The sequence below is a fragment of the Mesorhizobium sp. M0894 genome, from assembly GCF_040319725.1.
Taxonomy (GTDB): Bacteria; Pseudomonadota; Alphaproteobacteria; order Rhizobiales; family Rhizobiaceae; genus Mesorhizobium.
Map to the genome: position 1 here is coordinate 236,471 of NZ_JAMYOG010000008.1, position 24,252 is coordinate 260,722.

Consider the following 24,252-nt stretch of genomic DNA (forward strand, 5'->3'; position numbering starts at 1 on the left):
AGGGTTTAATGCCTACCGTCAACCAGCTGATCCGCAAGCCGCGCATTGCGCCGGTGAAGCGCAACAAGGTCCCGGCCATGCAGCAGAACCCGCAGAAGCGGGGCGTCTGCACGCGCGTCTACACCACGACGCCGAAGAAGCCGAACTCGGCGCTGCGCAAGGTGGCCAAGATCCGCCTGACCAATGGTTTTGAAGTGATCGGTTACATCCCCGGCGAAGGCCACAACCTTCAGGAGCACTCGGTGGTGATGATCCGCGGCGGTCGCGTCAAGGATCTTCCGGGCGTCCGTTACCACATCATCCGCGGCGTGCTCGACACGCAAGGCGTGAAGAACCGCAAGCAACGCCGTTCGAAATACGGCGCCAAGCGTCCGAAGTGACCGAAGCGTAGCCAAGGTCGTTCCGGGCGGCGTCAAGCGACGATCCGGGATCCAGGCCACCGCGTAGAATTGAGGCAGAGAAAAAATGTCCCGTCGTCACAGTGCAGAAAAGCGTGAGATCAATCCGGACCCGAAGTTCGGCGATCTGATCGTCACCAAGTTCATGAACGCCGTCATGTATGACGGCAAGAAGTCGGTTGCCGAGACCATCGTCTACGGCGCGCTCGACCAGGTCCAGTCCAAGACCAAGCAGGAACCGGTCACCGTCTTCCATCAGGCGCTCGACAATGTCGCGCCGCATGTGGAAGTGCGTTCGCGCCGCGTCGGCGGCGCCACCTACCAGGTTCCGGTCGACGTGCGCCCCGAGCGCCGTCAGGCATTGGCCATCCGTTGGCTGATCGCCGCCGCCCGCAACCGCAACGAGACCACTATGGTCGACCGCCTCTCCGGCGAGCTGATGGACGCGGCCAACAACCGCGGTACCGCCGTCAAGAAGCGTGAAGATACCCACAAGATGGCAGAAGCCAACCGCGCTTTCGCGCACTACCGCTGGTAAAGCGCGAACGAGACTGAAGAGGCACCTCCCATGGCCCGCGAATATAAAATCGAAGACTACCGCAATTTCGGTATCATGGCGCATATCGACGCCGGCAAGACGACGACCACCGAGCGCGTCCTCTATTACACGGGCAAGTCGCACAAGATCGGCGAAGTCCATGACGGCGCTGCGACCATGGATTGGATGGAGCAGGAGCAGGAGCGCGGCATCACCATCACGTCGGCCGCCACCACGACCTTCTGGAAGGGTCGAGACGGCAAGATCCATCGCTTCAACATCATCGACACCCCCGGCCACGTCGACTTCACCATCGAGGTCGAACGTTCGCTGCGCGTGCTCGACGGCGCCATCGCGCTGCTCGATGCCAATGCCGGTGTCGAGCCGCAGACGGAGACCGTCTGGCGCCAGGCTGACAAGTACCGCGTGCCGCGCATGATCTTCTGCAACAAGATGGACAAGATCGGCGCCGACTTCTACCGCTCGGTCGAGATGATCGGTTCGCGCCTCGGTGCGCATGCCGTCGTCATGCAGCTGCCGATCGGCGCCGAGACCGAGTTCAAGGGTGTCGTCGACCTCGTTGAGATGAACGCGCTGGTCTGGCGCGACGAGACGCTGGGCGCTGCCTGGGACATCGTCGAGATCCCTGCCGACCTCAAGGCTCGTGCCGAAGAGTACCGCGAGAAGATGATCGAGGCCGCCGTCGAAATGGACGAAACGGCGCTCGAGAATTACCTCGAAGGCAAGATGCCGAGCAATGACGAGATCCGTGCGCTCATCCGCAAGGGCACGATCGCGGTGAAGTTCTATCCGATGTTCTGTGGCTCGGCCTTCAAGAACAAGGGCGTGCAGCCGCTGCTCGACGCCGTCGTCGAATATCTGCCGTCGCCGGCCGATGTCCCGGCCATCAAGGGCGTCGACGCCAAGACCGACGCCGAGATCGAGCGTCATGCCGACGACAACGAGCCGCTGTCGATGCTCGCCTTCAAGATCATGAACGACCCGTTCGTCGGTTCGCTCACCTTTGCCCGCATCTATTCGGGCAAGCTCACCAAGGGCATCTCGGTCGACAACACCGTGAAGGGCAAGAAAGAGCGCATCGGCCGCATGCTGCAGATGCATGCGAATTCGCGCGCCGACGTCGAAGAGGCTTTTGCCGGCGACATCGTCGCCCTCGCTGGTCTCAAGGACACCACCACCGGCGACACGCTCAGTGATCCGCTGCATCCGGTCATCCTCGAGCGCATGGAATTCCCCGATCCGGTCATCCAGATCGCCATCGAGCCGAAGACCAAGAACGACCAAGAAAAGATGGGCCTCGCCCTTCACCGCCTGGCCGCCGAGGATCCGTCCTTCCGCGTCAAGACCGACGAGGAAAGCGGCCAGACGATCATCTCCGGCATGGGCGAGCTTCACCTCGACATCATCGTCGACCGCATGCGTCGCGAGTTCAAGGTCGAGGCCAATGTCGGCGCGCCGCAGGTGGCCTATCGCGAGACGATCACTCGCAAGCACGAGCAGGACTACACGCACAAGAAGCAGACCGGCGGTACCGGCCAGTTCGCCCGCGTCAAGATCCTGTTCGAGCCGAATCCGGAAAGCAGCGAATTCGAGTTCGAAACCAAGATCGTCGGCGGCGCTGTGCCGAAGGAATACATCCCCGGTGTCGAAAAGGGCATCAACAGCGTCATGACCTCGGGCCCGTTCGCCGGGTTCCCGATGATCGGCGTCAAGGCGACGCTGATCGATGGTGCCTACCACGACGTGGACTCTTCGGTTCTGGCCTTCGAAATCGCCGGCCGCGCCTGCTTCCGTGAAGCAGCGCCGAAGTTGGGCGTGCAGTTGCTCGAGCCGATCATGAAGGTCGAAGTGGTGACGCCGGAAGATTACGTCGGCAGCGTCATTGGCGACCTGAACGGCCGTCGCGGACAGATCCAGGGCCAGGAAGCCCGCGGCGTCGCGGTGGTCATCAACGCGATGGTGCCGCTCGCCAACATGTTTAAATACGTGGACAACCTTCGCTCGATGAGCCAGGGCCGCGCGGCCTACACGATGCAGTTCGACCATTACGAACCGGTCCCGACCGCGGTCGCCCAGGAAGTCCAGAAGAAATACGCGTAACTCGAAACGAGTTGCACCAGTAACTTAATTCAAGGCCCGCACGGGCTGGCAGGAATGGAGAGATCACATGGCAAAAGGTAAATTCGAGCGCACTAAGCCTCATGTGAACATTGGCACGATTGGTCACGTCGACCACGGCAAGACGTCGCTGACGGCGGCGATCACCAAGTATTTTGGCGAATACAAGCGCTACGACCAGATCGATGCGGCGCCGGAAGAAAAGGCGCGCGGCATCACCATTTCGACGGCACACGTCGAATACGAGACGGCTGCCCGCCACTATGCCCATGTCGACTGCCCCGGCCACGCCGACTATGTGAAGAACATGATCACCGGTGCCGCGCAGATGGACGGCGCGATCCTGGTCGTGTCGGCCGCCGACGGCCCGATGCCGCAGACCCGCGAGCACATCCTTTTGGCCCGCCAGGTCGGCGTGCCCTCGATCGTGGTGTTTTTGAACAAGGTCGACCAGGTCGACGACGCCGAGCTGCTCGAGCTGGTCGAGCTCGAGGTGCGTGAGCTCCTGACCAAGAACGAGTTCCCCGGCGACGACATTCCGATCGTCAAGGGTTCGGCGCTTGCCGCGCTTGAAGATTCTGACAAGAAGATCGGCGAGGACGCGATCCGCGAATTGATGGCGGCGGTCGATGCCTACATCCCGACGCCGGTTCGTCCGCTCGACAAGCCGTTCCTGATGCCGATCGAGGACGTGTTCTCGATCTCGGGCCGCGGCACGGTGGTGACCGGCCGCGTCGAGCGCGGCGTCGTCAAGGTCGGCGAGGAGCTGGAGATCATCGGCATCCGTCCGACCACCAAGACGACCTGCACGGGCGTCGAGATGTTCCGCAAGCTGCTCGACCAGGGCCAGGCCGGCGACAACATCGGCGCGCTGTTGCGCGGTGTCGACCGTGAAGGCGTCGAGCGCGGCCAGGTTCTGGCCAAGCCCGGCACCGTCAAGCCGCACAAGAAGTTCGTCGCCGAAGCCTACATCCTGACCAAGGACGAGGGCGGCCGTCACACGCCGTTCTTCACCAACTACCGTCCGCAGTTCTATTTCCGCACGACGGACGTAACCGGCATCGTGTCGCTGCCGGAAGGCACCGAGATGGTGATGCCGGGCGATAACATCACCGTCGATGTCGAGCTGATCGTGCCGATCGCCATGGAAGAGAAGCTGCGCTTCGCCATCCGTGAAGGCGGCCGCACCGTCGGTGCCGGCATCGTCGTCACCATCAAAGAGTAATTTGGACTTAAACCGATCTGTCGCGGGCGCTGCCCGCGCCGCGCCAGAACAAGGAAGTGACGCATGAACGGACAGAATATCCGCATCCGCCTGAAGGCGTTTGATCACCGGGTGCTCGACGCCTCGACACGGGAAATCGTGTCGACCGCCAAGCGCACCGGCGCCAACGTCCGCGGCCCCATTCCGCTGCCGACGCGGATCGAAAAGTTCACGGTCAACCGGTCGCCTCACGTCGACAAGAAGAGCCGCGAGCAGTTCGAGATGCGCACGCACAAGCGTCTGCTCGACATCGTCGACCCGACCCCGCAGACGGTCGATGCTTTGATGAAGCTCGACCTGGCCGCCGGTGTCGACGTCGAGATCAAGCTCTAAGGAACCAGAGGTCAGCGGGGCGACCCGGAACTCTGAAGGAACAAGAGGCGTGGAGGGGCGACAGCCCCGACAGGGAACTCTAAAGGAATTGAACCGATGCGTTCAGGTGTGATTGCAAAGAAGGTGGGAATGACCCGCATCTACAACGATGCCGGGGAACATGTTCCCGTCACTGTTCTCCAGATGGAGAACTGCCAGGTCGTGGCGCAGCGCACGCAGGAGAAGAACGGCTATACCGCCGTCCAGCTCGGCGTTGGCCTTGCCAAGGTGAAGAACACGTCGAAGGCGATGCGCGGCCATTTCGCGACCGCTTCCGTCGAGCCTAAGGCCAAGGTTGCCGAGTTCCGCGTCTCCGCCGACAACATGATCGATGTCGGCGCCGAGATCACCGTCGAGCATTTCGTCGTCGGCCAGAAGGTCGATGTGACGGGAACCACGATCGGCAAGGGTTTCCAGGGCGTCATCAAGCGGCACCACATGGGTGGCGGCCGCGCGACGCACGGCAACTCGGTGTCGCACCGTACACACGGCTCGACCGGCCAGCGCCAGGATCCGGGCAAGGTGTTCAAGGGCAAGCATATGGCCGGCCACATGGGCGACACACGCGTCACCACGCAGAATGTCGAGGTCGTCTCGACCGACGCCGATCGCGGCCTGATCCTGATCCGCGGTGCGGTCCCGGGTTCGAAGGGTGCATGGATCCTGGTCCGCGACGCGGCCAAGGTGGCGCTTCCGGCCAACGCGCCGAAGCCCGCCGCGATCCGCGCCGTTGCAACCGATGGTGCCGCCAAGAACGAGGCCCCGGCCACAGAGGGAGCGGAATAATGGACCTCAAGATTACAACGCTTGGCGGCAAGGACGCCGGCAAGCTGAAGCTCTCCGAAGAGATTTTTGGCCTTGACCCGCGCGAGGACATCCTGCAGCGCGTCGTGCGCTGGCAGCTTGCCAAGAAGCAGCAGGGCACGCACAAGGCCAAGGGTCGCGCGGAAATCGCCCGCACCGGCGCCAAGATGTACAAGCAGAAGGGTACCGGCCGCGCCCGTCACCATTCGGCTCGCGCTCCGCAGTTCCGCGGCGGTGGCAAGGCCCACGGCCCGGTCGTGCGCAGCCACGAGCACGATCTGCCGAAGAAGGTGCGCGCGCTCGGCCTCAAGCATGCGCTTTCGGCCAAGGCCAAGAGCGCGTCGATCATCATCATCGACGAGCTGAAGCTGACCGAGGCCAAGACCAAGGCGCTGATCGCGAATTTCGCGACGCTGGGCCTGAGCAACGCCCTGGTGATCGGCGGCGCCGAGCTTGACAAGAACTTCAAGCTGGCGGCGACCAACATCCCGAACATCGACGTGCTGCCCATCCAGGGCATCAACGTCTACGACATTCTGCGCCGCGGCACGCTGGTCCTTTCCAAGGCCGCCGTCGAGGCTCTCGAGGAGCGCTTCAAATGACCGACCTTCGTCATTACGATGTGATCGTCTCGCCGGCGATCACCGAAAAGTCGACCATGGCTTCCGAGCAGAACCAGGTCGTCTTCAACGTAGCCAAGAAGGCGTCGAAGCCGGAAATCAAGGCCGCCGTCGAAGCGCTGTTCGGCGTCAAGGTGATGGCCGTGAACACGCTTGTCCGCAAGGGCAAGATCAAGCGCTTCCGCGGCACGATCGGCCGCCAGAGCGACGTCAAGAAGGCGGTTGTGACGCTGGCCGACGGCCAGTCGATCGACGTCGCGACGGGTCTCTGAGCAAGGTCGCGAGGACAGAACAATGGCACTGAAAAAATTCAACCCGGTAACGCCGAGCACCCGTCAGCTGGTCATCGTCGACCGCTCGGGCCTCTACAAGGGCAAGCCCGTCAAGGGTCTGACCGAAGGCCTGACCAAGTCGGGCGGCCGCAACAATTACGGCCGCATCACGGCCCGCTTCATCGGCGGCGGTCACAAGCGTACCTACCGCATCATCGACTTCAAGCGCCGCAAGTTCGACGTCGTCGGCACGGTCGAGCGTATCGAATACGATCCGAACCGCACCGCCTTCATCGCGCTGATCAAGTATGACGATGGCGAGTTGTCCTACATCATCGCCCCGCAGCGTCTGGCTCCCGGCGACAAGATCGTGGCCGGCGAATCGGTCGACGTGAAGCCGGGCAACGCGATGCCGCTGGCCTCGATGCCGGTCGGCACGATCGTCCACAATATCGAGCTGAAGCCTGGCAAGGGCGCTCAGGTCGCCCGCTCGGCCGGCGGTTATGGCCAGCTTGTCGGCCGCGACCAGGGCATGGCGATCCTGCGCCTCAACTCGGGCGAGCAGCGTGTCGTCCACGGCTCCTGCATGGCCACTGTCGGTGCCGTGTCCAACCCGGACCACGGCAACATCAATGACGGCAAGGCAGGCCGCACCGTGTGGCGCGGCAAGCGTCCGCACAATCGCGGCGTGACCATGAACCCGGTCGACCATCCACATGGCGGCGGCGAAGGCCGCACCTCGGGTGGCCGCCATCCGGTTTCGCCCTGGGGCAAGCCGACCAAGGGCAAGAAGACGCGGTCCAACAAGGCGACCGACAAGTTCATCCTGCGCTCGCGCCATCAGCGCAAGAGCTAAGAAGAGGTAACGCCAAGTGACTCGTTCGATTTGGAAAGGCCCCTTCATCGACGGCTACCTTCTGAAGAAGGTGGACAAGGTTCGTGAAGGTGGTCGCAATGAGGTGATCAAGATGTGGAGCCGCCGCTCCACCATCCTGCCGCAGTTCGTCGGCTTCACCTTCGGTGTCTACAACGGCCAGAAGCACGTTCCCGTCTCGGTGAACGAGGACATGGTCGGTCACAAGTTCGGTGAATTCGCTCCGACCCGGACCTATTACGGTCACGGCGCGGATAAGAAGGCGAAGAGGAAATAATCATGGGCAAGGCCAAAGCTCCGCGCAGGCTTGCTGACAACGAAGCGCGCGCCGTGTTGCGCACGATCCGTATCAGCCCGCAGAAGCTGAACCTGGTTGCCGCGCTGATCCGCGGCAAGAAGGTCGCGACAGCGCTTTCCGACCTCGAATTCTCGGCCAAGCGGATTTCCGGCACGGTCAAGAAGACGCTGGAATCGGCGATCGCCAACGCGGAAAACAACCACGACCTCGACGTCGATGCGCTGATCGTGGCGGAAGCCTATGTCGGCAAGTCGATCGTCATGAAGCGGTTCCATGCCCGTGGCCGTGGTCGCGCCAGCCGTATCGAGAAGCCGTTCTCGCACCTCACGATCGTCGTTCGTGAAGTCGAAGAAAAAGGGGAGGCCGCATAATGGGCCAGAAAGTCAATCCGATCGGTCTGCGTCTCGGCATCAACCGCACCTGGGATTCGCGCTGGTTCGCGAATACAGGCGAGTACGGCAAGCTGCTGCACGAGGACATCAAGATCCGCAAATATCTGGAGAAGGAACTCAAGCAGGCTGCGATCTCGAAGGTCGTGATCGAGCGTCCGCACAAGAAGTGCCGCGTCACCATCCATGCGGCGCGTCCGGGCCTGATCATCGGCAAGAAGGGCGCCGACATCGAGAAGCTTCGCAAGAAGCTGATGGAGATGACCAAGTCCGAGACGCATCTGAACATCGTCGAAGTGCGCAAGCCGGAGATCGACGCGACCCTGGTCGCCCAGTCGATCGCCCAGCAGCTCGAGCGCCGCATCGCGTTCCGCCGCGCCATGAAGCGCGCCGTGCAGTCGGCGATGCGCCTCGGTGCCGAAGGCATCCGCATCAACTGTGCCGGCCGTCTTGGCGGCGCCGAGATCGCGCGCATGGAATGGTACCGCGAAGGCCGCGTGCCGCTGCATACGTTGCGCGCCGACGTCGACTACGGCACGGCCGAGGCGCACACGGCCTATGGCATCTGCGGCGTCAAGGTGTGGGTGTTCAAGGGCGAGATCTTAGAGCACGACCCGATGGCTTCGGAACGCCGCGCCACCGAGGGCGATCATGCGCATGGCGGTGGTGGTGAGCGCGAACGCGGTCGCCGTCGCGAAAACGCGTAAGACAGATAGGAATTTGGAGTTAGAACGATGCTGCAGCCAAAGCGCACAAAGTTCCGCAAGCAGTTCAAGGGCCGCATCCACGGTACCGCCAAGGGCGGCACCAACCTGGATTTCGGTGGTTTCGGGCTGAAGGCGCTTGAGCCGAACCGCGTCACCGCGCGCGAGATCGAGGCGGCCCGCCGCGCGATCACCCGCGAGATGAAGCGTGCCGGCCGCGTCTGGATCCGCATCTTCCCGGACGTGCCGGTGACGTCGAAGCCGACCGAAGTCCGCATGGGCAAGGGCAAGGGCGCGGTCGATTACTGGGCGGCGCGCGTCAAGCCCGGCCGCATCATGTTCGAGATCGACGGCGTCAACGAGGAAATCGCCCGTGAGGCGCTGCGTCTCGGCGCGGCCAAGCTCTCGGTCAGGACGCGCTTCGTGCAGCGCATCGCAGAATAAGGACGGGCTGATCATGAAAGCCGAAGACATCCGGACCAAGACCCAGGACCAGCTGACCGACGACCTGGCCAGCCTGAAGAAGGAGCAGTTCAACCTGCGCTTCCAGAAGGCCACCGGCCAGCTTGAGAAGACCGCGCGCGTGAGGCAGGTCCGCAAGGACATTGCGCGTATCAAGACCATCGCTGCGGAAAAGTCCGCGGCCAAGAAGGCTTAAGGACGAAAACCATGCCAAAGCGCATTCTGCAGGGCACCGTCGTCAGCGACAAGAACGAGAAGACGGTTGTCGTCAAGGTCGAACGGCGCTTCACGCATCCCGTGATGAAGAAGACCGTGCGCATGACCAAGAAGTACAAGGCGCACGACGAGAACAACGCCCACAAGGTCGGCGATCAGGTGTTCATCCAGGAATCGAAGCCGATTTCCAAGGACAAGCGCTGGGTCGTGGTGTCTTCGGACCAGGCCTGATCAGGGCTAACGAAACGAATTTTGGACAGACCGGGGAGGGGTGAGAAACCCGTCCCGTTAGAAAAGAAGAAGGCGGCCAGTCATGATTCAGATGCAAACAAACCTCGACGTCGCGGATAATTCCGGCGCCCGTCGTGTCATGTGCATCAAGGTGCTGGGCGGCTCGAAGCGGAAATATGCTTCCGTGGGCGACATCATCGTGGTGTCGATCAAGGAAGCCATCCCGCGCGGCCGCGTCAAGAAGGGCGATGTGATGAAGGCGGTCGTGGTTCGCACGGCCAAGGACATCCGCCGCCCGGACGGCAGCGTGATCCGTTTCGACAAGAACGCAGCCGTTCTCGTCGACAACAAGAAAGAGCCGATCGGCACGCGTATCTTCGGACCGGTTCCGCGCGAACTCCGCGCCAAGAACCACATGAAGATCATCTCGCTCGCGCCTGAAGTGCTGTAAGGAGCCGGACCAATGCAAAAGATTAGAAAAGGCGACAAGGTCGTCGTGCTGGCCGGCAAGGACAAGGGCCGTTCGGGCGAAGTCCTCTCGGTGCAGCCGAAGGACGACACCGCGCTGGTGCGCGGCGTCAACCTGATCCGTCGTCACCAGAAGCAGTCCCAGTCCCAAGAGGGCGGGATCATCACCAAGGAAGCGCCGATCCAGCTGTCGAACATCGCGCTGGCCGACCCCAAGGATGGTAAGCCGACCCGCGTCGGCTTCATCTTCCAGAAGGACGGCAAGAAGGTGCGCGTCGCCAAGCGCTCGGGAGAAGTCATCAATGGCTAAGGCTCAAACCAAGCAGGCAACTGCCCAGAACACGCCCCGCCTCAAGCAGGTCTATAACGAGACCATCCGCAAGGCGCTGCAGGAGCAGTTCGGCTACGACAACGAGATGCAGGTTCCGCGCATCGACAAGATCGTGCTGAACATGGGCGTCGGCGAGGCGACCGGCGATTCGAAGAAGCCTTCGATCGCGGCGGAAGACCTTGCGATGATCGCCGGCCAGAAGGCTGTCGTCACCCGCGCCCGCAACTCGATCGCCGGCTTCAAGGTCCGCGAGAAGATGCCGATCGGCGCCAAGGTCACGCTGCGCAAGGAACGCATGTACGAGTTCCTCGATCGTCTCGTGAACATCGCACTGCCGCGCGTCCGCGACTTCCGCGGGCTCAACCCGAAGAGCTTCGATGGCCGTGGCAACTATGCCATGGGCATCAAGGAACACATCGTGTTTCCGGAGATCAACTACGACAAGGTTGATCAGATCTGGGGCATGGACGTCATCGTTTGTACGACTGCGAAGACGGACGACGAAGCCAGGGCATTGCTCAAGGCCTTCAACTTCCCCTTCCGCCAGTAACGGCAGCGAGAAAAGGAAAAATCTGAAATGGCAAAGACCAGCTCAGTCGAGAAGAACAACAGGCGCCGCAAGCTTGCGGACCAGTTCGCTGCCAAGCGCATGGTGCTCAAGGCGATCATCATGGATCAGTCCAAGCCGATGGAAGAGCGCTTCCGCGCTCAGCTGAAGCTTTCGGCGCTGCCGCGCAACTCGGCCAAGACCCGCATCCGCAACCGCTGCGAAGTCACCGGACGCCCGCGTGCCTATTATCGCAAGCTCAAAGTATCGCGTATCGCGCTTCGTGATCTCGGCAATAACGGCCAGATCCCGGGCCTGGTCAAGTCGAGCTGGTAAGGAGGACATAACATGTCATTGAGCGATCCTCTCGGCGATATGCTGACCCGCATCCGCAACGCGTATGGCCGTAAGAAGTCGAGCGTTTCGACGCCGGCCTCGCGCCTGCGTACCCGCGTCCTCGACGTGCTGAAGGCCGAAGGCTATATCCGCGACTACAGCCAGACCGACTTCGACAACGGCAAGTCCGAAATCGAGATCGAGCTGAAGTATTTCGACGGTGCGCCGGTGGTGCGCGAAATCGCCCGGGTCTCGAAGCCCGGCCGCCGCGTCTACGTTTCGGCCAAGTCGATACCGCATGTCGCCAACGGGCTCGGCATCGCCATCCTTTCGACGCCGAAGGGCGTGATGGCCGACCACGAAGCGCGCGAACAGAATGTCGGCGGGGAAATCCTCTGCCAGATCTTCTGATCTGGTACGTGACCCCAATTGGAAACCGGTTTCGGGATCAAATCCCGAAGCCGAGACCTGAAACAAGAGAAGTGACGAGGACAACAAAATGTCTCGTATTGGAAAGAAGCCCGTTTCGCTGCCGCAGGGCGTGACCGCGACCGTCAACGGCCAGACCGTGACGGCGAAGGGTCCGAAGGGCGAGCTGAAGTTCGTGGTGAACGACGAAGTGCTGGTCAAGATGGAAGGCAGCGAGATCGCTGTCCAGCCGCGCGACCAGACCAAGACCGCCCGCTCCAAATGGGGCATGTCGCGCACGCAGATCGTCAACATCCTGCAGGGCGTCAAGGACGGTTTCGAAAAGAAGCTCGAGATCACCGGCGTCGGCTATCGTGCCGCCATGCAGGGCAAGAACCTGCAGCTGGCGCTCGGCTTCAGCCATGACGTCGTCTACGAAACGCCGCAGGGCGTGACGATTTCGGTGCCGAAACCGACGGAAATCACCGTGACCGGCATCGACAAGCAGCAGGTCGGCCAGGTTGCCGCCGAGATCCGCGAGTATCGCAGCCCCGAGCCCTATAAGGGCAAGGGCGTCCGCTATGCTGGCGAGAAGATCGTCCGCAAGGAAGGCAAGAAGAAGTAATTTTAACGCCGCGGGGAGCGGTCGCGGGAGGCGCTTCGCCTACCGCATATGGTTGCCCCCGTTTTTTGAAGGCAAGGAACTGATATCATGGGCTCGAAAGAATCCACCCAACGCCGCGCTCAGCGCGTCCGCCGCCAGATCAAGAAAGTTGCCGGCGATCGTCCGCGCCTGTCGGTCCATCGCACGTCGAAGAACATCTACGTCCAGGTCATCGACGACGCCAAGGGCCACACCATCGCCGCTGCTTCGACGCTCGAGAAGGAGCTCAAGGGTTCGCTCAAGACCGGCGCCGACACCGCGGCCGCAGCTGCCATCGGCAAGCTGATCGCCGAGCGTGCCTCGAAGGCCGGCGTCAAGGAAGTCGTCTTCGACCGCGGTGCCTACATCTACCACGGCCGCGTCAAGGCGCTTGCCGAGGCTGCCCGTGAAGGTGGTCTGAGCTTCTAAAGCATGATCCCGAACCGGAGGTCAGCGCAGCAAAAAGTTGCAGACTTTTCGGATAGGATCATGCGAAGGAAAAAAGAGTTTTCGCCCCCGGCGACCCACAGAGGCGCCGGATATCATCATCAACCGTGCTTCCGGAAAAAAACAAGGAACAGGATATGGCACAGGAACGTAGGGATGGCGGCCGCGGCCGTGATCGCGAAGAGCGCGACGACGGCATGGTCGACAAGCTCGTCCACATCAACCGTGTCGCCAAGGTCGTCAAGGGCGGCCGGCGCTTCGGCTTTGCAGCGCTCGTCGTCGTCGGCGACCAGAAGGGCCGCGTCGGCTTCGGTCACGGCAAGGCGCGCGAAGTGCCGGAGGCGATCCGTAAGGCGACCGAATCGGCCAAGCGCGACATGATCTTCGTGCCGCTGCGCTCGGGCCGCACGCTGCACCATGACGTCGAGGGACGCTGGGGCGCGGGACGTGTTCTGCTGCGCGCTGCCAAGCAAGGTACCGGCATCATCGCCGGCGGCCCGATGCGCGCCGTCTTCGAGACGCTCGGCATGCATGACGTGGTCGCCAAGTCGATGGGTTCGTCGAACCCCTACAACATGGTTCGCGCCACTTTCGACGCGCTGAAGAGCCAGATGCATCCGAAGGATGTGGCTGCCGCGCGCGGCATCAAGTATTCGACCCTTCAGGCCCGCCGCGGCACCGCCGTTGCGGCTGAAGAATAGTCGACGCTGACCAGGGATCTGACCATGGCCAAGAAAGCAACCAAGACCATCACCGTCGAGCAGATCGGCTCGCCAATCCGCCGGCCGAAGGAGCAGCGCGCAACGCTGGTCGGCCTCGGCCTCAACAAGATGCACAAGCAGCGCACGCTGGAGGATACGCCCTCGGTGCGCGGCATGATCGCTGCCGTCCAGCATCTCGTCCGCGTTGTGGACGAGGGCTGAGCCAGAGCGCAGGAGAACCCAGATGAAACTCAACGATCTGCGTGACAAGGACGGCGCGACGCATTCCAAGAAGCGTCTCGGCCGTGGCATCGGTTCCGGTTCGGGCAAGACCGCCGGTCGCGGCGTCAAGGGCCAGAAGGCGCGCTCCGGCGTCGCCGTCAACGGCTTCGAGGGTGGCCAGATGCCGCTCTACCGTCGTCTGCCGAAGCGCGGCTTCAACAATATCTTCGCCAAGAGCTTCACCGTTGTGTCGCTGGCCCGCATCCAGGCCGCGCTCGATGCCAAGAAGCTCGATGCTAAGACAGTCGTGACGGCCGAGGCGCTGGTTGCGGCCGGCGTCATCCGTCGCGTCAAGGACGGCGTGCGCATCCTTTCGGACGGCGACATCAAGGCCAAGCTTGCCTTCGACGTTGCCGGTGCTTCCAAGGCCGCGGTCGAGAAGATCGAAAAGGCCGGCGGTTCGGTGAAGCTGCCTGAGAAAGCAGCCGCCGAGTAACGGCAATTTGAAGCACGGTCGGCAAAGGTGGAATTCGGTTTTGCCTTCGGTCGTGCTTTGATCCGACAGATGTGGCGGCCGCATCAACGCGGCCGCTTGCATGTTTGCAGTCCGGAGCTTATCTCGTGAGCTTCGGTGACACGCGCCGCCTGAGCTGCGGGCATCGAGCGTGACCAAGCGGAGAATCAGGCATGGCTTCGGCTGCTGAACAACTAGCCTCGAATCTGAATTTTTCGGCCTTCGCCAAAGCCGAGGATCTGAAGAAGCGCATCTGGTTCACCATCGGCGCGCTGCTCGTTTACCGCCTTGGCACCTATATCCCGCTGCCCGGCATCAATCCCGACGCTTTCGCCCAGGCCTTCTCGTCGCAGAGCAAGGGCGTACTCGGCATGTTCAACATGTTCGCCGGTGGCGCCGTGCAGCGCATGGCGATCTTTGCCCTCGGCATCATGCCCTATATCTCCGCCTCCATCATCATGCAGCTGATGACCTCGGTCATTCCTTCGCTGGAAGCGCTGAAGAAGGAGGGCGAGCAGGGTCGCAAGATCATCAACCAGTACACGCGCTACGGCACCGTGCTTCTGGCGCTGGTCCAGGCCTATGGCATTTCGGTCGGGCTTGAGGGCGGCAATGGCATCGTCAACGATCCCGGCATGTTCTTCCGCATCTCCACCGTCGTCACGCTGGTCGGCGGTACCATGTTCCTGATGTGGCTTGGCGAGCAGATCACCGCCCGCGGCATCGGCAACGGCATTTCGCTGATCATCTTCTCCGGCATCGTCGCCGGCCTGCCGCGCGCCATCTCCGGCACGCTGGAGCTTGGCCGCACCGGCGCACTGTCGACCGGCCTGATCCTGGCGATCATCGTGCTCGCCATCGTCGTCATCGCGCTGATCGTCTTCTTCGAGCGCGCCCAGCGCCGCCTGCTGATCCAGTATCCCAAGCGCCAGGTCGGCAATCGCATGTTCCAGGGCGATACCTCGCATCTGCCGCTGAAGCTCAACACGTCCGGCGTCATTCCGCCGATCTTCGCCTCGTCGCTGCTGCTGCTTCCGGCAACGGTTGCCGGCTTCTCGCAGACGACCAACATGCCTGCCTGGGCGAGCACCATCCTGGCGGCGCTCGGCCACGGCCAGCCGCTCTATATGGCCTTCTACGCTGCCATGATCGTGTTCTTCGCCTTCTTCTATACGGCGATCGTCTTCAATCCGAAGGACACCGCCGACCAGCTCAAGAAGCATTCGGGCTTCATCCCGGGCTATCGTCCGGGCGAGCGCACTGCGGACTATATCGACTATGTGCTCACCCGCATCACCGTCGTCGGCGCCATCTATCTGGTGCTGGTGTGTCTGCTGCCCGAGTTCCTGATTTCAGCGACTGGCGTACCGTTCTACCTTGGTGGCACTTCGCTCCTGATCGTGGTCAGTGTAACGCTCGATACGGTGGCGCAGATTCAGGGTCACCTGATCGCGCACCAGTATGAGGGCCTGATCAAGAAGTCGAAGCTGCGCGGGGGGAAGAAGGCCAGATGAGGTTGATATTGCTTGGACCGCCGGGGGCGGGCAAGGGGACACAAGCACTGAGACTGGTAGAAAGACACGGCATCCCACAGCTTTCCACGGGGGACATGCTGCGTGCTGCTGTTCAGGCCGGCACCGAAGTCGGCAGGCGAGCCAAGGCGGTGATGGATGCTGGTGAACTGGTGTCCGACGCTATCGTCAACGCCATCGTGGCCGAGCGCATCGATCAAGCCGATTGCGCAAACGGCTTCATCCTTGACGGATACCCGCGAACCCTGGTGCAAGCGGACGCCGTTGAGGAAATGCTTTCGGATCGCGGGCTGGAGCTAGACGCGGTCATCGAATTTGTCGTCGACGACAAGGCGCTGGTTGGCCGAATCGTCAAACGCGCCGAGGACGCCAAGGCCGCAGGCCTGCCGGTGCGCAAGGACGACAGCCCAGCGGTGTTCGAAGAACGCTTGAGGGAATATTACAAGAAAACCTCGCCGCTGATCGGCTACTACTACGCCAAGGGCAAGCTCAGGGGCGTCGATGGCATGGCCGACATCGATGCGGTGACGCAGCAGATCGAGGCGGTGCTCAGGGCGACGACCCGGCAGGTTGGCCAGGCGGCCGGCTAGAGAAACGAACGATTGCGCTTGACTGGAGCGGTCCGCTGGGGTATGGCGGCCCGTCTTCCTATCAGGCATGAGGCTTGCTTGTCCGCAAGGGCAAGGCAGGCCGCTTTGAACTGGAAACTCCCGCAAGGGCCGGCCTCCACCGGACGCGGGGCAACTTGAAGCGCCGGCTCGTCCGGCCTATATGGAGAAGAGAAGAACATGGCTCGTATAGCCGGCGTCAACATTCCTACCAACAAGCGCGTCGTCATTGCGCTTCAATACATTCACGGCATTGGCAAGAAGTTCGCCCAGGAGATCGTCGACAAGGTCGGCATCCCGGCCGAGCGCCGCGTCAACCAGCTGACCGACGCGGAAGTACTGCAGATCCGGGAGACCATCGACCGCGACTACCAGGTCGAGGGCGACCTGCGCCGCGAAGTGTCGATGAACATCAAGCGGCTCATGGACCTCGGCTGCTACCGCGGCCTGCGTCACCGTCGCTCGCTGCCGGTTCGTGGCCAGCGCACGCACACCAATGCGCGCACCCGCAAAGGCCCAGCCAAGTCGATTGCCGGAAAGAAGAAGTAATTTAGGGCAGTAAGAGAGTAGGGCAGTAAGGCAATAGGAACGGCAGACATACTGCCCTACTGCCATATTCCCCTACTGCCTTCTCCCTGGTGGAGCCGCTGGCATTACGGCGGTGTAGAGATCAACTGAAAGGACTATCATGGCCAAGGAAGCCGCTCGTGTTCGCCGTCGCGAACGCAAGAACATCTCGTCGGGCGTTGCCCACGTCAATTCGACCTTCAACAACACGATGATCACCATCACCGACGCGCAGGGCAATTCCATTGCCTGGTCGTCGGCCGGAGCCCAGGGCTTCAAGGGATCGCGCAAGTCGACCCCTTTCGCTGCCCAGATGGCCGCCGAAGATGTTGCCAAGAAGGCTCAGGAACACGGCATGCGCATGCTCGAGGTCGAGGTCTGTGGACCCGGCTCCGGTCGTGAATCGGCGCTGCGGGCGCTGCAGGCAGCAGGCTTCACCATCACCTCGATCCGTGATGTGACGCCGATCCCGCACAATGGCTGCCGCCCGCGCAAGAAGCGCCGCGTCTAAAGAGAATTTACCGAACGCCGCGCGAGCGCCTCAAGGGCGCTCCTCCACGGCATTCCAGGTCGCCCGCCACGATTGGATGGTGGCGGGACAACGGAAGGAAAGCACTATGATTCAGAAAAATTGGCAGGAACTGATCAAGCCGAACAAGATCGAGTTCTCGTCGAAGAAGAAGACGCTGACCACGCTGGTCGCCGAGCCGCTCGAGCGCGGCTTCGGCCTCACCCTCGGCAACGCGCTGCGCCGCGTGCTTCTGTCTTCGCTGCGTGGCGCGGCTGTGACCGCCGTGCAGATCGACGGCGTTCTGCATGAATTCTCGTCCATCGCCGGCGTGCGCGAGGACGTGACCGACATCGTGTTGAACATCAAGGAAATCGCCATCCGCATGGAAGGCGATGGCCCCAAGCGCATGGTCGTGCGCAAGCAGGGACCGGGCGCGGTTCTCGCCGGCGACATCCAGACGGTCGGCGACGTCGAGATCCTCAATCCCGACCACGTCATCTGCACGCTGGACGAAGGCGCTGAGATCCGCATGGAATTCACCGTCGACACCGGCAAGGGCTATGTGCCGGCCGACCGCAACCGCGCCGAAGACGCGCCGATAGGGCTGATCCCGGTCGACAGCCTGTATTCGCCGGTCAAGAAGGTCTCCTACAAGGTCGAGAACACCCGTGAGGGGCAGGTTCTCGATTATGACAAGCTGACCATGACCATCGAGACCGATGGTTCGATCTCGGGCGAGGACGCGGTGGCCTTCGCCGCTCGCATCCTGCAGGACCAGCTCGGCCTGTTCGTCAATTTCGACGAGCCGCAGAAGGAAGTCGCTGCCGAACAGGTTACCGAGCTTGCCTTCAACCCGGCGCTGCTCAAGAAGGTCGACGAACTCGAGCTTTCGGTGCGTTCGGCCAACTGCCTGAAGAACGACAACATCGTCTATATCGGCGATCTGATCCAGAAGACCGAAGCCGAGATGCTGCGCACCCCGAACTTCGGCCGCAAGTCGCTGAACGAGATCAAGGAAGTCCTGGCGGCGATGGGCCTGCATCTCGGCATGGAAGTGCCGGACTGGCCGCCGGAAAACATCGAAGACCTCGCCAAGCGTTACGAAGATCAATACTGAGGCTCAGGCCTCTTGAACCCGCAATGAAGGAGAAGAGCCATGCGCCACGGATTTAAAGGCCGCCGGTTCGCCCGCAGCATAAGCCATCGCAAGTCGATGTTTGCCAACCTTGCCGTGTCGCTTATCGAGCACGAGCAGATCCTCACCACGCTGCCGAAGGCGAAGGATCTGCGTCCGATCGTCGAGAAGCTGGTGACGCTCGGCAAGCGCGGCGACCTGCACGCCCGCCGCCAAGTGATTGCCCAGATCGGCAATGAGGGCGTCGTCAAGCGTCTGTTCGACACAATCGCGCCACGTTACGCCACTCGCAATGGCGGCTATCTGCGCATCATGAAGGCCGGCTTCCGTCACGGTGACAATGCCGCAATGGCCGTCATCGAATTCGTCGACCGCGACACCTCGGCCAAAGGCGCCGGCGACCGCGCCCGCATCGAGGCCGAAGGCACCGAAGAGGAAGCCGCAGCCGCATAAGCTTCGGTTTTTCTGAGAAGTTCAAAGGGGCCTGCGGGCCCCTTTTTCTGTTTCCGAAGCTGCAGGGCAGGGCTTGCAGGGGTTTTGTCACCGGTTTTTGCGGCGACTATCCAAAATAATCGGATTTCAGCGGCTTAGCCTTTCATTTTGCACAATCGTCAGGACAATGGCGCCCGACTTGGAGGATTCGGAATGCGCGTTAAACGGCTGTCCCTTGTTCTGATCTGCGCCTTGATGGCGCTGGCCGTCGTGCCGGCGGCCAGGCACGCGCTGGCGGAGGAGACCAAGCCAGATCCCGGTCTGTCCGACGTGCTGACCGATCTGCTGCATGGCGTCGAAGGCGAAAACGCCACCTCCGGCCCCGACAAGCGCGTGCCGTTCGGCCGCGAGGAGGTGCAGCTGTCCTTCGCGCCGCTGGTCAAGCAGACGGCCCCGGCCGTGGTCAATGTCTACGCCTCGCAAACCGCCAAGGTGACGTCGCCCTTTGATGGCGATCCGTTCTTCGAGGAGTTCTTCGGCCGCTCGCAGCCGCGCGCGCAGTCTTCGCTCGGTTCGGGGGTGCTGGTCGATCCGACCGGCGTCGTGGTCACCAATTTCCACGTCGTCAAGGACGCCGACCAGGTCAAGGTCGCGACCGCCGACGGGCGCGAATTCGACAGCAAGGTGCTGCTCAAGGATGAGACGCTCGACCTCGCCGTGCTCAAGATTTCTTCCGACAAGCCGTTCCCGGTGATCGCCATTGGCGATTCCGACGCGCTCGAGGTCGGCGACCTGGTGCTGGCGATCGGCAATCCGTTCGGTGTCGGCCAGACCACCACCAGCGGCATCATTTCGGCTGTGGCGCGCAGCCATATCGGCGTCTCCGATTCCAGCTTCTTCATCCAGACCGACGCCGCCATCAACCCGGGCAATTCCGGTGGCGCGCTGGTCAACATGGGTGGTCAACTGATCGGCATCAACACTGCGATCTATAGCCGTAGCGGCGGCTCGATCGGTATCGGCTTTGCCATCCCTTCGAACATGGTTCGCGCCTTCGCCGATGCGGCCAAGGCCGGGCTCGACTTCTTCGAGCGGCCGTATGTCGGTGCCGAGTTCGAGGCGGTGACGCCGCAGATTGCCGAATCGCTCGGCATGGACAAACCGGCCGGCTCGCTGATTTCTTCGGTCGAAGAGGCAGGACCCGCTGCCAAGGCAGGGCTCAAGCCTGGTGACGTGGTGCTGTCGCTCAACGGCAAGCCGGTCGAGAGCGTCGGGGCGCTGGACTACCGGATGGCGACGCTGTCGATCGGTACGAATGCCAGCTTCGGCGTTCTAAGCAAGGGTCAGCAGGCGACGATGGACATCGCGCTGGAACGGCCGCCTGAGGGCGCCAAAGCTGCGGAGCTCACATTGCGCGGCCGTAGCCCGTTTTCCGGTGCCAGGGTTGCCGAACTATCGCCACGGCTTGCCCAGCGGCTTGGTCTGCGCACCGATGTCAAAGGCGTCACCGTCGTCGATATCAACCGCGATTCGCCCGCTGCCGATTTTGGTTTCCAGCCGGGCGACATCGTGCGTGAGGTCAATGGCCTGACGATCGACAAGGCGGCGACCCTGGAACAGATAGCCCAGCAGGATACACGCTGGTGGCGCTTTACCGTCGAGCGCGGCGGGCAGATACTGCGCCAGGTGTTGCGTTACTAAGCCCGACGTCAGCATGGTCGGGCTCCAGGCAGAAGAAGTTGCATGGCCGATCTGTTCAGTGTCGATGAACCGGAAAAGACGCCGCCCGGCAGGCCGCTGGCCGACCGTCTGCGCCCGAAGAACCTCGGCGAGGTCGTCGGCCAGGAGCATCTGACCGGTCCCGACGGCGCGCTGACGCGGCTGATCGGCTCCGGCTCGCTCGGCTCGATGATCTTCTGGGGCCCGCCCGGCACCGGCAAGACCACGGTCGCACGGCTGCTTGCCGGCGAGACAAGCCTCGCTTTCGAACAGATCTCGGCCGTGTTTTCCGGCGTTGCCGACCTGAAGAAAGTGTTCGAGGCAGCGAAGCTGCGCCGCTCCAACGGCCGCCAGACACTGCTGTTCGTCGACGAGATCCATCGCTTCAACCGCGCCCAGCAGGACAGTTTTCTGCCCGTGATGGAAGACGGCACCGTCGTGCTGGTCGGCGCCACCACGGAGAACCCGTCCTTCGAGCTTAACGCCGCGCTGTTGTCGCGCGCACGCGTCATGGTCTTTCACTCGCTCGGCGAGGACAGCATCGCCAAGCTCCTGGCGCGGGCCGAGGAGGCAGAGGGCAGGGCGCTGCCGCTCGATGACGAGGCGCGGGCGATGCTCATCCGCATGAGCGACGGCGACGGCCGCGCGGCGCTGACACTGGCCGAAGAGGTCTGGCGTGCCGCCAAATCAGGTGAAGTGTTTGGCGCCGAGGCCTTACAGCGCATCGTCCAGCGCCGCGCGCCGATCTACGACAAGGGCCAGGACGGCCATTACAATTTGATCTCCGCCTTGCACAAATCGGTGCGCGGCTCCGACCCCGACGCGGCACTCTACTATCTGGCCCGCATGTTCGACGCCGGCGAGGATCCGCTCTATCTCGGGCGCCGGTTGGTGCGCATGGCGATGGAGGATATCGGGCTGGCCGACCCGCAGGCACTCGTCGTCGCCAACGCCGCCAAGGACGCCTACGACTATCTGGGCTCGCCCGAGGGCGAACTGGCCTTCGCCGAGGCTACCGTCTATCTCGCTACCGCGCCGAAATCCAATGCAGTCTATACCGCATTCAAGGCCGCCACACAGGCGGCCAAGGAATTCGGTTCGCTGCTGCCGCCCAAGCACATTCTCAATGCGCCGACCAAGCTGATGAAACAGGAAGATTACGGCGCCGGATATCGCTACGACCACGACGAGCCCGACGCTTTTTCCGGCCAGGACTATTTTCCTGAGAAGATGGGAAGGCAGACATTCTACGATCCGCCCGAGCGCGGCTTCGAGCGCGATATCAGGAAGCGGCTGGACTATTGGGCGAAGCTGCGCAGCGAGCGGGAAAAGTAGCTGCCAGTCGCACACTGGTGTGATCGGCGTTGTCTGGTGGGATAAAAAACCCTATCAAGATGCGCCTTCGGCCGGCGGCAGGCCAGAAACGTACCGACGATATTCAGAACGGAATCGCGCCTGGCGCGTGGAAAAATGACAAAAAAATCCCGCAAAACCCTTCGGAAGTTCGCCATAGCCATTCCGCTGCTGGCGCTCGGCTTCTATGTCATTCCCATTCTGACGACGATTTTCATCGTCCTCGGCCTGATCGACGTGTTGCGCAACGACAACAAGAATTGGGCGCTGTTCAGTGGTTATTTCCTGGGCAACGGCATCTTCACCTGGCTGCTTTCGCCCTTCAATCTGCTGGTGGATCTGCTGTGCTATAGAAACCGCGGTGTCTGGAAATTGGACCAGTTTCCTCCGGACTACCAGCGCGAGGTCAACGAGGTCCTGGATGTCTTCAAGGCACGCAAGGACGAGATCATCGCCGACATCGACGCCAATTTCGGCAGCGGCCGGCGCGGCATGTATGTCTATCAGTGGTATGGCAAGCACAAAATAGACAACGTCGCCGAATTCAACAAGGATTTCAAATACATCAAGACGATTGCCGTCTCTGTGTTCAGCGGCAGGGAATCGACTTCCTGGCACTTTGGCCCGCTCCGGCTCAGCCTGCGCATTCTCTACAACCTCATCCCGGTGAAATCGGAAGTGTTCGTCCAGTGTGGCAACGCCAAGAATTACTGGCACGAGAACCCGCTGTTCATCTTCGACGACACGCTGCTTCATCGCTCGGTCAACGAGTATGACGGGCGCCGCTACTGCGTGTTCATGGACATCATTCGCCCATCGCCGTTTCCCGGTCTGATCTCGACGCTCCTCGCCATTGTTTCGGTCAGCGTCGAGCGCATCAATGCCATGTTCTACAAGAACTGGAAGATGATCGCCTCCAGCAAGCCGAAGAAGGTCGGAGCTGCCTGACACCGTAGCGTAACTGGCGCGAGGGAGCACGATGTATCATCTGTTGCTTGTCTGTCTTGGTGGCGCGATCGGTGCAATGGCCCGCTTCTTCCTGTCCGGCTTCGTCGCCCGCCGGGTCGGCGAGACCTTTCCTTGGGGCACGATGGTCGTCAATGTGTCGGGGGCGTTTGCAATCGGCGTCGTTGCGCATGCCGTGGCGCGCGACGGCATGCCTGCCCTTTGGGCCTTTGTCGTCACCGGCGGCCTCGGCTGCTACACCACGGTCTCTTCATTCAGCCTGCAGACGCTGGCGCTGGCGCGTGAGGGCGAATGGCTGCGCGCCGGCGGAAATGTGCTGCTTTCGGTTTTCCTGAGCCTCGGCGGCGTGACGCTGGGCTTTGCCGCGGGAAGTCTTCTGATTGGCAGCGGGGCGCCATGAGCGGCCCGCAGAAGCTCCGCTCCGACGGGATGGCGGGGCGTGCGGCGCGCCTCATTGGCTGGCGCCGAACGAGCCAAACGGTTCGTATCTATGCGACCGTGACCGCTGGCAGCATGATCGGCGGCGTGCTGCGGGCGCTCGCCTCATTGGCGAGCACCGCCTGGTGGGGCACTGGATTTCCCTTCGGCACGCTCCTCGTCAACATTGTCGGCTCATTCCTCATCGGCTTCTACGCGACATTGACGGGACCGGATGGTCGCGTCTTCGCCGGTCCGCTGCAGCGCCAGTTCTTCATGGCCGGCTTCTGCGGCGGCCTGACGACCTTCTCCGCTTTCAGCCTTGAAACACTCACCCTCGCGCAAGGCGGGAGGCTTGTGGCGGCGGGGCTCAATATCGCGGTCTCCGTGGTGGCCTGGCTTGCCGCCGTCTGGCTTGGCTACATTTTTGCAGTTCGCCTCAACCGGCTGAGAGGGTCCAGGCAATGAAGATACCAACGCAGGCGCAATTGCTGCGCATATTTATCGGCGAAAACGACAAGGCAGATGGCCGTCCGCTGTATGAGGTTATCGTGCTGAGGGCCCGCGAAATGCAGATCGCCGGCGCGACCGTCCTGCGCGGCGCGATGGGGTTCGGCCATTCCAGCCGGCTTCACACCACCAAGATTCTCCGCCTATCGGAGGATCTGCCCCTCGTCATCGAGATCGTCGATGACGAGGAAAAATTGGCCGCTTTCCTGCCCGTTCTTGAAACAATCATGACAAGTGGTTTGATTACGCTGGAGAAAGTTCAGGTTCTGCAATATGGAACCGACAACGAATAACCGAGTGAGAT

37 protein-coding genes are annotated in these 24,252 nt (G+C 62.1%); all 37 read left to right on the top strand.

Annotated features, from left to right (window positions below; genetic code table 11):
* Positions 1 to 8 precede the first annotated feature (8 nt).
* On the top strand, positions 9 to 380 hold the full coding sequence (rpsL, locus tag NKH91_RS18125; RefSeq protein ID WP_006333356.1) for a 30S ribosomal protein S12: 372 nt from the start codon (positions 9 to 11) through the stop codon (positions 378 to 380).
* An 85-nt stretch (positions 381 to 465) separates the two neighbouring features.
* Positions 466 to 936: a 30S ribosomal protein S7 gene (gene rpsG, locus NKH91_RS18130; protein ID WP_008875664.1), complete on the top strand. Its 471-nt coding sequence runs from the start codon at positions 466 to 468 to the stop codon at positions 934 to 936.
* 30 nt (positions 937 to 966) lie between these two features.
* Positions 967 to 3,057 (top strand): elongation factor G, encoded by a 2,091-nt coding sequence (gene fusA / locus NKH91_RS18135; protein ID WP_352885581.1) that lies wholly within the window; start codon positions 967 to 969, stop codon positions 3,055 to 3,057.
* A gap of 67 nt (positions 3,058 to 3,124) precedes the next feature.
* Positions 3,125 to 4,300: an elongation factor Tu gene (tuf, locus tag NKH91_RS18140; RefSeq protein WP_127294065.1), complete on the top strand. Its 1,176-nt coding sequence runs from the start codon at positions 3,125 to 3,127 to the stop codon at positions 4,298 to 4,300.
* A 63-nt stretch (positions 4,301 to 4,363) separates the two neighbouring features.
* Positions 4,364 to 4,672, top strand: coding sequence for a 30S ribosomal protein S10 (rpsJ, locus tag NKH91_RS18145; RefSeq protein ID WP_006205468.1), 309 nt, complete (start codon positions 4,364 to 4,366; stop codon positions 4,670 to 4,672).
* Between the two features lie 96 nt (positions 4,673 to 4,768).
* A complete protein-coding gene (gene rplC, locus NKH91_RS18150) occupies positions 4,769 to 5,497 on the top strand; it encodes a 50S ribosomal protein L3 (protein WP_023717519.1) in 729 nt (242 codons plus the stop codon).
* On the top strand, positions 5,497 to 6,117 hold the full coding sequence (rplD, locus tag NKH91_RS18155; protein WP_023675140.1) for a 50S ribosomal protein L4: 621 nt from the start codon (positions 5,497 to 5,499) through the stop codon (positions 6,115 to 6,117). Before rplC ends, rplD begins: the two co-directional genes overlap by 1 nt.
* On the top strand, positions 6,114 to 6,407 hold the full coding sequence (locus tag NKH91_RS18160) for a 50S ribosomal protein L23 (RefSeq protein ID WP_006205465.1): 294 nt from the start codon (positions 6,114 to 6,116) through the stop codon (positions 6,405 to 6,407). The genes rplD and NKH91_RS18160 overlap by 4 nt, the downstream gene beginning before the upstream one ends.
* Before the next feature lie 22 nt (positions 6,408 to 6,429).
* Positions 6,430 to 7,263 carry a 50S ribosomal protein L2 gene (rplB, locus tag NKH91_RS18165; RefSeq protein WP_023675138.1) on the top strand — a complete coding sequence of 278 codons (834 nt, stop codon included), beginning with the start codon at positions 6,430 to 6,432 and terminating at the stop codon, positions 7,261 to 7,263.
* Between the two features lie 16 nt (positions 7,264 to 7,279).
* Positions 7,280 to 7,558: a 30S ribosomal protein S19 gene (gene rpsS / locus NKH91_RS18170; RefSeq protein ID WP_006205463.1), complete on the top strand. Its 279-nt coding sequence runs from the start codon at positions 7,280 to 7,282 to the stop codon at positions 7,556 to 7,558.
* Positions 7,559 to 7,560: 2 nt separating this feature from the next.
* A complete protein-coding gene (gene rplV, locus NKH91_RS18175) occupies positions 7,561 to 7,950 on the top strand; it encodes a 50S ribosomal protein L22 (RefSeq protein WP_006205462.1) in 390 nt (129 codons plus the stop codon).
* A complete protein-coding gene (gene rpsC, locus NKH91_RS18180) occupies positions 7,950 to 8,675 on the top strand; it encodes a 30S ribosomal protein S3 (protein ID WP_095488567.1) in 726 nt (241 codons plus the stop codon). Before rplV ends, rpsC begins: the two co-directional genes overlap by 1 nt.
* Before the next feature lie 27 nt (positions 8,676 to 8,702).
* Positions 8,703 to 9,116, top strand: a complete 414-nt coding sequence (gene rplP / locus NKH91_RS18185) for a 50S ribosomal protein L16 (RefSeq protein WP_352849276.1) — start codon at positions 8,703 to 8,705, stop codon at positions 9,114 to 9,116.
* A 13-nt stretch (positions 9,117 to 9,129) separates the two neighbouring features.
* Positions 9,130 to 9,330, top strand: a complete 201-nt coding sequence (gene rpmC, locus NKH91_RS18190; RefSeq protein ID WP_006205459.1) for a 50S ribosomal protein L29 — start codon at positions 9,130 to 9,132, stop codon at positions 9,328 to 9,330.
* A gap of 11 nt (positions 9,331 to 9,341) precedes the next feature.
* Positions 9,342 to 9,581 (top strand): 30S ribosomal protein S17, encoded by a 240-nt coding sequence (rpsQ, locus tag NKH91_RS18195; protein WP_023675136.1) that lies wholly within the window; start codon positions 9,342 to 9,344, stop codon positions 9,579 to 9,581.
* Positions 9,582 to 9,663: 82 nt separating this feature from the next.
* Positions 9,664 to 10,032, top strand: coding sequence for a 50S ribosomal protein L14 (gene rplN, locus NKH91_RS18200; RefSeq protein WP_006205457.1), 369 nt, complete (start codon positions 9,664 to 9,666; stop codon positions 10,030 to 10,032).
* Between the two features lie 12 nt (positions 10,033 to 10,044).
* Positions 10,045 to 10,359, top strand: a complete 315-nt coding sequence (rplX, locus tag NKH91_RS18205) for a 50S ribosomal protein L24 (protein WP_254817150.1) — start codon at positions 10,045 to 10,047, stop codon at positions 10,357 to 10,359.
* Complete coding sequence (gene rplE / locus NKH91_RS18210) at positions 10,352 to 10,930, top strand: 50S ribosomal protein L5 (RefSeq protein WP_023717521.1); 579 nt, start codon at positions 10,352 to 10,354, stop codon at positions 10,928 to 10,930. Before rplX ends, rplE begins: the two co-directional genes overlap by 8 nt.
* Before the next feature lie 27 nt (positions 10,931 to 10,957).
* Positions 10,958 to 11,263, top strand: coding sequence for a 30S ribosomal protein S14 (rpsN, locus tag NKH91_RS18215; protein WP_352849274.1), 306 nt, complete (start codon positions 10,958 to 10,960; stop codon positions 11,261 to 11,263).
* A 12-nt stretch (positions 11,264 to 11,275) separates the two neighbouring features.
* Positions 11,276 to 11,674, top strand: coding sequence for a 30S ribosomal protein S8 (gene rpsH, locus NKH91_RS18220; protein ID WP_006205453.1), 399 nt, complete (start codon positions 11,276 to 11,278; stop codon positions 11,672 to 11,674).
* Positions 11,675 to 11,762: 88 nt separating this feature from the next.
* Entirely contained in the window at positions 11,763 to 12,296 is a 534-nt protein-coding gene (rplF, locus tag NKH91_RS18225) for a 50S ribosomal protein L6 (RefSeq protein ID WP_023675133.1), read from the top strand.
* An 87-nt stretch (positions 12,297 to 12,383) separates the two neighbouring features.
* On the top strand, positions 12,384 to 12,743 hold the full coding sequence (gene rplR / locus NKH91_RS18230) for a 50S ribosomal protein L18 (protein WP_023675132.1): 360 nt from the start codon (positions 12,384 to 12,386) through the stop codon (positions 12,741 to 12,743).
* Between the two features lie 155 nt (positions 12,744 to 12,898).
* Positions 12,899 to 13,462 carry a 30S ribosomal protein S5 gene (gene rpsE / locus NKH91_RS18235; protein WP_006333394.1) on the top strand — a complete coding sequence of 188 codons (564 nt, stop codon included), beginning with the start codon at positions 12,899 to 12,901 and terminating at the stop codon, positions 13,460 to 13,462.
* A gap of 24 nt (positions 13,463 to 13,486) precedes the next feature.
* Complete coding sequence (gene rpmD, locus NKH91_RS18240) at positions 13,487 to 13,684, top strand: 50S ribosomal protein L30 (RefSeq protein ID WP_006205449.1); 198 nt, start codon at positions 13,487 to 13,489, stop codon at positions 13,682 to 13,684.
* Between the two features lie 22 nt (positions 13,685 to 13,706).
* Positions 13,707 to 14,180, top strand: coding sequence for a 50S ribosomal protein L15 (gene rplO, locus NKH91_RS18245; RefSeq protein WP_023717522.1), 474 nt, complete (start codon positions 13,707 to 13,709; stop codon positions 14,178 to 14,180).
* 191 nt (positions 14,181 to 14,371) lie between these two features.
* On the top strand, positions 14,372 to 15,712 hold the full coding sequence (secY, locus tag NKH91_RS18250; protein ID WP_023717523.1) for a preprotein translocase subunit SecY: 1,341 nt from the start codon (positions 14,372 to 14,374) through the stop codon (positions 15,710 to 15,712).
* On the top strand, positions 15,709 to 16,320 hold the full coding sequence (locus NKH91_RS18255) for an adenylate kinase (protein WP_023717524.1): 612 nt from the start codon (positions 15,709 to 15,711) through the stop codon (positions 16,318 to 16,320). Before secY ends, NKH91_RS18255 begins: the two co-directional genes overlap by 4 nt.
* A gap of 198 nt (positions 16,321 to 16,518) precedes the next feature.
* Entirely contained in the window at positions 16,519 to 16,887 is a 369-nt protein-coding gene (gene rpsM, locus NKH91_RS18260) for a 30S ribosomal protein S13 (RefSeq protein WP_006205445.1), read from the top strand.
* Positions 16,888 to 17,026: 139 nt separating this feature from the next.
* Complete coding sequence (rpsK, locus tag NKH91_RS18265) at positions 17,027 to 17,416, top strand: 30S ribosomal protein S11 (protein ID WP_006205444.1); 390 nt, start codon at positions 17,027 to 17,029, stop codon at positions 17,414 to 17,416.
* A gap of 106 nt (positions 17,417 to 17,522) precedes the next feature.
* Entirely contained in the window at positions 17,523 to 18,533 is a 1,011-nt protein-coding gene (locus NKH91_RS18270) for a DNA-directed RNA polymerase subunit alpha (protein ID WP_023675128.1), read from the top strand.
* Between the two features lie 39 nt (positions 18,534 to 18,572).
* Positions 18,573 to 19,004 carry a 50S ribosomal protein L17 gene (gene rplQ / locus NKH91_RS18275; RefSeq protein ID WP_023675127.1) on the top strand — a complete coding sequence of 144 codons (432 nt, stop codon included), beginning with the start codon at positions 18,573 to 18,575 and terminating at the stop codon, positions 19,002 to 19,004.
* 192 nt (positions 19,005 to 19,196) lie between these two features.
* Positions 19,197 to 20,684 (top strand): DegQ family serine endoprotease, encoded by a 1,488-nt coding sequence (locus tag NKH91_RS18280; RefSeq protein WP_352885519.1) that lies wholly within the window; start codon positions 19,197 to 19,199, stop codon positions 20,682 to 20,684.
* A gap of 42 nt (positions 20,685 to 20,726) precedes the next feature.
* Complete coding sequence (locus tag NKH91_RS18285) at positions 20,727 to 22,037, top strand: replication-associated recombination protein A (protein ID WP_352849271.1); 1,311 nt, start codon at positions 20,727 to 20,729, stop codon at positions 22,035 to 22,037.
* Positions 22,038 to 22,172: 135 nt separating this feature from the next.
* Entirely contained in the window at positions 22,173 to 23,003 is an 831-nt protein-coding gene (locus NKH91_RS18290) for an aspartyl/asparaginyl beta-hydroxylase domain-containing protein (RefSeq protein WP_023717527.1), read from the top strand.
* A gap of 31 nt (positions 23,004 to 23,034) precedes the next feature.
* Complete coding sequence (crcB, locus tag NKH91_RS18295) at positions 23,035 to 23,421, top strand: fluoride efflux transporter CrcB (RefSeq protein ID WP_031193553.1); 387 nt, start codon at positions 23,035 to 23,037, stop codon at positions 23,419 to 23,421.
* Positions 23,418 to 23,906: a fluoride efflux transporter CrcB gene (crcB, locus tag NKH91_RS18300; protein WP_352849269.1), complete on the top strand. Its 489-nt coding sequence runs from the start codon at positions 23,418 to 23,420 to the stop codon at positions 23,904 to 23,906. Before crcB (NKH91_RS18295) ends, crcB (NKH91_RS18300) begins: the two co-directional genes overlap by 4 nt.
* Positions 23,903 to 24,241 (top strand): DUF190 domain-containing protein, encoded by a 339-nt coding sequence (locus NKH91_RS18305; RefSeq protein ID WP_254817158.1) that lies wholly within the window; start codon positions 23,903 to 23,905, stop codon positions 24,239 to 24,241. Before crcB (NKH91_RS18300) ends, NKH91_RS18305 begins: the two co-directional genes overlap by 4 nt.
* Positions 24,242 to 24,252: the final 11 nt, after the last annotated feature.